Genomic DNA, 6603 nt, shown 5'->3' with positions numbered 1-6603 from the left:
GCGAAGCCACGAGTCTCGAGGGCTGACAGCAGACGCTCAGGGGGCCGAACCCCGCGCGCGCCAGCGCGCCAATAAACACAGCACCTTGGCGGGTGAGGTCACCTCTCGACCTTGGCGGGTGAGCCCACCTCTCGACCTTGGCGGGTGAGCCCACCTGCCCCACCTTCGCGGGCAAGCCCACCTCCCCACCTTCACGAGCAAGCCCGCTCAAACACCTGAGCAGGTTCCGCGATCATGTAAGTGCTCAGTGGTCCCAACCTATGGAGGGTGCGTGCAGTCGTGCCCGTGCAGTAGCGTCAAAGGGAATTCAGCCGTCAAGTACGTATGACTCGACCTAGGAGATGACGACATGTCATACCCGACCGGGGGCTCCGGGTACAACGCACCCGTTCCGCCCTCCGTTCCGCCCAATCCCGGCCAGCAGGCGGCCGGTGGTGCGAGCGCCGCCGGGGCCGACGGGAAAGGACTGCCGTTCTTCCTCACCATCGGTGCCGCCGCGGTGGGCGTACTCGCCTTCCTGCTCGGCTTCCTGTCCTATGTGGGCGCCGATTCGGACCTGGACCTGCCGTCGTCGGCGGATACCAGCCTGAACCTGTTCGAGTACCAGGAAGCCCCGATCGGTGGGCTGCTGCTGATCGCGGGCCTGCTGGCGGGTCTGTCGCTGCTGCCGAAGCAGAACTGGGTCGGTGCCGCCGCGGCGGTGGCGGGGGGCACCTTCTTCACGATCCTGTTCCAGATGTTCACGCTGCCCGAGGGCGCCAAAGCCGAGATCGGGCTGTACCTGATCCTGGTCCTCGCGCTGGTGCAGACCGGCCTCGCGGTCGCCGTGGTGCTGTTCGACACCGGGATCCTCAAGCCGCCGGCCCCGCGCCCGTCCACGCCGGGCCAATTCCCCGGCGGTCAGCAGGGGTACGGTCAGCAGCAGTACCAGCAGCAGGGCTACGGCCAGCAGCCGCAGCAGCAGTACGGCCAGCAGTACAGCAGCGGCCAGCAGCCGCAGGCGTCCTACGGTCAGCAGGCCGCCCAGGGTCAGCAGGCCTACGGTCAGCAGCAGTACGGTCAGCAGCCGCAGCAGGGTTACGGTCAGCAGCAGCAACAGCAGTCGCCGTACGCCGGTGGCCAGCAGCAGGCCTCGCCGTACGGTCAGCAGCAGCCGCAGCAGGCCTACGGTCAGCAGCAGCCCGGTCAGCAGGCCCAGCCCTTCGGCGGTGAACAGCCCGCCGACCCGGCCGCCGACGCCACCCGCGCGTTCCGGCAGTCCGACGACCAGAAGTGATCCCCGGCGGTCCCCGGCGCGGCGCGCCTGAAGCGCGCGTGCCGGGGCAACTGCCACTCTGAAATCCATGAGTGCCCCGCGTAGCTCGTCGTCCCACCCGCACCGGGGCGCCGACCGTAATTCGGCGCGACCGGCCGGGGAACCGGGTCCGCTTTCGCCCGATCGCGCCCGGGTGCTCCTCTACGTCGCCTTCCGGCCCGCGGCCTTCGCGCTCGCTGCCATCGTGGTCACGATGCTGGCGACCCTGCTCACCGCGGGCAGCGACCTCACCGGGCTCAGTGGTTCGGTCGCCGCGGGCTGGCTGGCGGTGCATCAGGTGCCGCTGGTCATCGGCACCACCACCCTGAGCCTGCTGCCGGTACTGCCGACCGCCCTGCTGGTGTTCGCCGCCGCCCGGGAGGCGGCCGGCGCGGTCGATACCGAACCCACCAGGGCCGATCTCGGCTGGTTGTGCGGGGCCGCGGTGGGTGGCCCGCTGCTCATCACGGCGGTATGTCTGGCAGTTACCCAGGACGCGTCGGGTTCCATTGCCCTGCAACGCCCGAACCCACTGGCAGCGTTCTTCTGGGTGCTGGTCCTGCATGCGGCCGCCACTTTCGGCGGTGTCGTCTTCCGGTGCCGGGCGCGGATTTTCGACAGTCTTCCCTACGATGTGATCGCCGCAGCCTATGTCGCGGGCCGCTCCGTTCTGCGACTGCTCGCGGGCTCGGCCGTGCTGATCGTGCTGGGACTGCTGGTCAACTGGTCGCAGGTGGGCCAGACCTATCGCAATGCCGAGGGTTTCGTGGATGTGCTCGGCCTCACGCTGCTTTCGCTGCTGTATCTGCCGAACGCGGTGATCGCCGGAGTGGGGGTGCTGGTGGGCCCCGGAGTCCAGTTCGGGGACGCCTCGGTGGGAGTTTTCACCGTGGTGGGCGGTCCGATCCCGGCGGTGCCGGTGCTCGCCGCGGTGCCGACCGGGCCGGCGGCGATCTGGTGGGCGGTACTTCTCGTCGTGCCCGCGGCGATCGGTGTGTACGGCGGTGTCGAATCGGCCCGGGTGAGCTACGACCGGCCGGGTGCGCCGTGGGCGCTACTGGCCTCCGCCGGTCTGGGAAGTTTCGCGCTCACCGTGGCCGCCGCGTTGTCCGGGGGCGATCTCGGGAGTTTCGGCAGGCTGGGCGTGGAGCTGCCGGTGTTCGCGCTGGCGGTGTTCGCCTGGCTGGCGATTCCCGGATACGCGGGCCTGTTCTACGCGCGGACCTTCCTGGTGTCCTTCCCGACCCCGCTGCTGCGCCATCCCGACGCCCTCTTCGATCCGGACGATACCGACTACGGCGACGACTACCCGGATCACGCGGACCGCTCGCCCGACACCCGGGCCCTGCCCTCCGGCCGGCTGCCCGAGTTGCCCGCGGACGGGGGAGACGGTGCGGGCCGTTACGCCGATCTGCTCGACGGACCCCGCACCGAAACGGTCGGTCCGGAACCGCCGCTGGAGGTGGAGATCGTCGACGACCACCCGCGTCCGCCGCGGACCGGGTCGCTGTCGGACTCCGAAGGCGCCGGGCACGAGATCCTCGATGCCGAGGTGGTCGAACCGGATCTGCTCGACGACGACTCCCGGGACGGCAGGTAGGGCGGTCCCGGGTCCGGTCGGGCGACTGCCGCCGAACTCACCGCCGAACGCGTCTACTAGGCTCTATCCGTGCCGTGGGTCCCATCCCGCCGCCGGCGGCCCGGCTGCCGCCCCGAAACCGGCGGCTCCGTCTCCGCTCCGGGACGGACGGTGCCGACGCCATCCCTTCGAACTCCAGGAGTAGAGCCCTGACCGCCCCGGAACGCACCGATTCCAGCCCGGCCGGCCTCGTGGTACTCGCCTCCGGGACCGGGTCGCTGCTGCGCGCTCTGATCGAAGCTGCCACCGATCCGGCCTACCCCGCGGTGATCCGGGCGGTGGGAGCGGACCGGGAGTGCGCCGCCCTCGAGCACGCCGCCGCCGCGGGGATCCCGGCCTTCCGGATCGCGGTCGGCGACCATCCCGACCGCGCTGCCTGGGACGCCGCGTTCACCGAGGCCGTCGCCGGATACGCACCGGATCTCGTGATCTCGGCGGGTTTCATGAAATTGCTCGGACCCGCATTCCTGGACCGTTTCGGCGGCCGCATCATCAACACCCATCCGGCGCTGCTGCCCGCCTTCCCGGGCGCGCACGGAGTACGTGATGCCCTCGCCTACGGCGTGCGGGTCACCGGTTCGACGGTGCATCTGGTGGATTCCGGGGTGGATACCGGGCCGATCCTGGCCCAGGAGCCGGTCCGGGTGCATCCCGATGACGACGAGGCCGGCCTGCACGAACGTATCAAGGTCGTGGAACGGCGTCTGCTGGCGGAGACCGTCGCCGCCGTCGCCACCCGTGGAATCATCTCCGATGGAAGAAAGGCATATATCCCTGATGAGCGAGTTCTCCGGTGAGTGAGCGCACACCGATCCGCCGGGCGCTGGTGAGCGTCTACGACAAGACCGGGCTCGTGGACCTGGCGACCGCGCTGCACGCGGCCGGGGTCGAGCTGGTGTCCACGGGATCGACGGCCGCGCGTATCGCCGACGCAGGTGTACCGGTGACCAAGGTCGAAGACCTGACCGGTTTCCCGGAAACCCTGGACGGCCGGGTGAAAACCCTGCACCCGAAGGTGCACGCGGGCATCCTCGCCGATACCCGCAAACCCGAACACCTCGCTCAGCTCACCGAACTCGGTGTCGAGATGTTCCAGCTGGTGGTGGTGAACCTCTATCCGTTCAGCGAGACCGTGGCCAGTGGCGCCACCCCCGACGAATGTGTGGAGCAGATCGATATCGGCGGACCGTCGATGGTGCGCGCCGCGGCGAAGAACCATCCGTCGGTGGCGGTCGTGGTGAACACCGGTGACTACGACGGGGTCCGGAAAGCGGTGGCCGACGGCGGTTTCACCCTCGCCGAACGTACCGCGCTGGCCGCCAAGGCTTTCCAGCACACCGCGAGCTACGACGTGGCCGTCGCGACCTGGATGTCGGAAACCCTGGTCGAGAAGTCCGCCGAGGATGCGGGGTTCCCGTCCTGGCTCGGCGGGAGCTGGGAGCGCACCGCGGTACTGCGTTACGGCGAGAATCCGCACCAGCGGGCCGCGCTGTACACCGACGGTTCCGGCCGGCGTGGGCTGGCCCAGGCCGAGCAGTTGCACGGCAAGGAGATGTCGTACAACAACTACACCGACGCCGACGCGGCCTGGCGTGCCGCCTTCGATCACGCCACCCCCACGGTGGCGATCGTCAAACACGCGAATCCGTGCGGGATCGCGACCGGTGCGGATATCGCCGAGGCGCATCGCAAGGCGCACGCCTGTGATCCGGTGAGCGCGTTCGGCGGCGTCATCGCGACCAACCGTGAGGTGTCCGTGGCAATGGCGCAGCAGGTCGCGGAGATCTTCACCGAGGTGATCGTGGCGCCCGCGTACGCCGACGGCGCCGTGGAGGTACTGCAGCGCAAGAAGAACGTGCGGATCCTGATCGCCGAACCGCCCGCGCCGCAGGGTGCGGAGCTGCGGCCGGTGAGTGGTGGTCTGCTGGTGCAGGACCGTGACGCGGTCGACGCCGCCGGCGACGATCCCGCCAATTGGACTCTGGCCGTCGGCGAGCCCGCCGACGCGGCGACGCTGGCGGACCTCGAATTCGCCTGGCGCGCCTGCCGTGCGGTGAAATCCAATGCCATCCTGCTGGCGCACGAGGGCGCTTCGGTCGGGGTCGGAATGGGGCAGGTGAACCGGGTCGATTCGGTCCGGTTGGCGGTGCAGCGGGCCGGTGATCGGGCCAAGGGTTCGGTCGCGGCCTCCGACGCCTACTTCCCGTTCCCCGACGGCCCGCAGCTGCTGTTGCAGGCCGGGGTCCGCGCGATCGTGCAGCCGGGTGGTTCGGTGCGCGATCAGGAGACCATCGACGCGGCCCGGGAGGCCGGGGTCACCATGTACTTCACCGGAGCCCGGCACTTCGCCCACTGACGCGACGAGGCGCCGGCATATTCCGGCGCCTCATCACGTCTTGGTCCGAGACGGTTCGCCCGGCCGCGACCTTTACCGGCGGCGGCTGACCCGGCTCGACCCGAACTCGTTCGGGGAGAGCCCATCAGTTGCAGAGCAGTGGATCGCACCCGGGGTTCCCGAACAGCACGCCGAGGAGCATGAACAAGCTACCGGCCGCCTGGGCGGAACCGGAGGACATCGGTCCGGTGAGCGCCGAGCCGCTGCCTTCGTGACCGAGAGCCGAACCGGTGGAATTGCCGTTCACCGGTTGCGATGTGGACATCGGGACGGCCGGTTCGAGCGGGAGGCCGGGCCCGGCGGTGGCGGTACCGGTGCCGGCCACCGAGCCGGCGGCTATCGCGAATGCGCCGAGCGCCGAGCGTCAGACAGCCACGAACTCCGCTGCCCACGGAATCCGTGGCATGAATATGAGGGCCGCGGATCCGGTGGCCGACCGGCTCACACAGCGCTGAGAACGCGACGACTTCCCACCGGGGCGTCGAGCTGGATTTCCAGGGTGCCGAAAACCGCCATCATTACGCACATCTTGTCCGTGGCGTCCGCGCGAGTGCCCTGGTGGAGCGCCACGGTAACCGTCTCCGGATCCTCGGTGACCGCCGCGTTCACGCCGTAGCACTCGGGAACCCCGGATTCGAAATGGACCGCGATGCGGTTCGCACCCACCCGCGTCCACGACGTGAAGGGGATGGGGTGGGTGCCGACCAGATTGGGGTCGGCGGTGAACATCTGCCCGGGATCCGCCCCGGGGACCTCGTCCGGGGTCGCGGGCGGCTTCGCGCCGGTCGGGGCGGGAGCGGAGGTGCCGGCCGGTTCCGCGGACGAGCCGTCGTCACCGCCGCAGGAGGTGAGCGCTACAGCGGTACACACGGCCAGAACTACCAGCAATCCCCGGGATACGACCATGCGGCCCACTGTAGTGGTGTGTTTATCGTCGCGGCTCAGCCGCGGGGTTCTGCCCGTTTGGTGTCTGCTGTCTGGGCACGCCATCCGTGAAAATGTTGAGACAGCTCGGTCATAGAGGTGGGGGTGGCCTTGTCTGGGAAGGTGGGAGGTGAGCTCACTCGTGAGGTGAGGGGTGGTCTTGCATGCGAGGGTGGGGTGGTGGTCCTGCTTGCAGGAGTGAAGGGTGACCTTGCCCGCCAAGGTGGGGCAGGTGACCTTGCCCGCCAAGGTGGGGCAGGTGACCTTGCCCGCCAAGGTGGGGCAGGTGACCTTGCCCGCCAAGGTGGGGCAGGTGACCTTGCCCGCCAAGGTGGGGCAGGTGACCTTGCC

6 protein-coding genes are annotated in these 6603 nt (G+C 69.5%); 4 read left to right on the top strand and 2 right to left on the bottom strand.

What is annotated here, in order from left to right; translation table 11 throughout:
- The first annotated feature begins 349 nt into the window (after nucleotides 1-349).
- From AB0F41_RS31295 to purH, 4 genes are all read left to right on the top strand, one after another.
- Nucleotides 350-1276, top strand: coding sequence for a DUF5336 domain-containing protein (locus AB0F41_RS31295; RefSeq protein WP_357430158.1), 927 nt, complete (start codon nucleotides 350-352; stop codon nucleotides 1274-1276).
- Nucleotides 1277-1343: 67 nt separating this feature from the next.
- Entirely contained in the window at nucleotides 1344-2894 is a 1551-nt protein-coding gene (locus AB0F41_RS31290; protein WP_357430156.1) for a DUF6350 family protein, read from the top strand.
- Between the two features lie 161 nt (nucleotides 2895-3055).
- Nucleotides 3056-3730 (top strand): phosphoribosylglycinamide formyltransferase, encoded by a 675-nt coding sequence (purN, locus tag AB0F41_RS31285; RefSeq protein WP_357430160.1) that lies wholly within the window; start codon nucleotides 3056-3058, stop codon nucleotides 3728-3730.
- Complete coding sequence (purH, locus tag AB0F41_RS31280) at nucleotides 3727-5289, top strand: bifunctional phosphoribosylaminoimidazolecarboxamide formyltransferase/IMP cyclohydrolase (protein WP_357430154.1); 1563 nt, start codon at nucleotides 3727-3729, stop codon at nucleotides 5287-5289. The genes purN and purH overlap by 4 nt, the downstream gene beginning before the upstream one ends.
- A 124-nt stretch (nucleotides 5290-5413) precedes the next feature.
- Here the strand turns inward: purH and AB0F41_RS31275 are convergent, their stop codons facing one another.
- Together AB0F41_RS31275 and AB0F41_RS31270 are read right to left on the bottom strand one after the other, a co-directional pair.
- The gene (locus AB0F41_RS31275) at nucleotides 5414-5593 is read right to left on the bottom strand and encodes a hypothetical protein (protein ID WP_357430152.1); all 180 of its coding nucleotides are present in this window, start codon (nucleotides 5591-5593) and stop codon (nucleotides 5414-5416) included.
- Nucleotides 5594-5769: 176 nt separating this feature from the next.
- Nucleotides 5770-6234 (bottom strand): hypothetical protein, encoded by a 465-nt coding sequence (locus AB0F41_RS31270; RefSeq protein WP_357430150.1) that lies wholly within the window; start codon nucleotides 6232-6234, stop codon nucleotides 5770-5772.
- Nucleotides 6235-6603: the final 369 nt, after the last annotated feature.

Source organism: Nocardia sp. NPDC024068, from assembly GCF_040638875.1.
In the GTDB taxonomy this organism is placed as follows: Bacteria; Actinomycetota; Actinomycetes; order Mycobacteriales; family Mycobacteriaceae; genus Nocardia.
Note: the sequence above shows the minus strand (reverse complement) of the source record. Positions and strands in the feature narration are given on the sequence as shown.